This is a genomic window from Bacteroides sp. 51 (assembly GCF_010500965.1).
In the GTDB taxonomy this organism is placed as follows: Bacteria; Bacteroidota; Bacteroidia; order Bacteroidales; family Bacteroidaceae; genus Bacteroides.
Genome location: NZ_QVMI01000173.1, coordinates 1 through 320, shown reverse-complemented (window position 1 = coordinate 320; position 320 = coordinate 1). Strand labels below are relative to the sequence as shown.

Here is a 320-nt window from a genome sequence, read left to right as displayed (position 1 = left end):
CCTGTTCGTGCGGGACTTAACCCTCTGTTGGGATTCGACGTATGGGAACACTCCTATTATCTGGATTACCAAAACCGTCGCGCAGACCATGTTGAAGCCAATGTTATAGTCGAACTTATTGATGCGATCGGCCCAATTGACTTCCAATTCAATACCCGTGTTGCGCATTTCGCCTTCGTAGAACTTGGTTTTCATATTCGGATCATTGGCATAGGCTTGCGCTTCTTCCCGTGTACAAATGCCAGAAACTTAGGTATTGGTTTTTTTTTAGTTGAAAAACCGGACAGTTCATATCATTATTTAAAAAAGGCATACGGTTA

At 42.8% G+C, this 320-nt stretch carries 1 protein-coding gene; it reads left to right on the top strand.

Annotation, left to right across the window (positions count from 1 at the left end):
* Positions 1-320: Fe-Mn family superoxide dismutase (locus D0T87_RS24825; RefSeq protein WP_239063894.1), on the top strand; the 320-nt coding region annotated here is incomplete at both ends.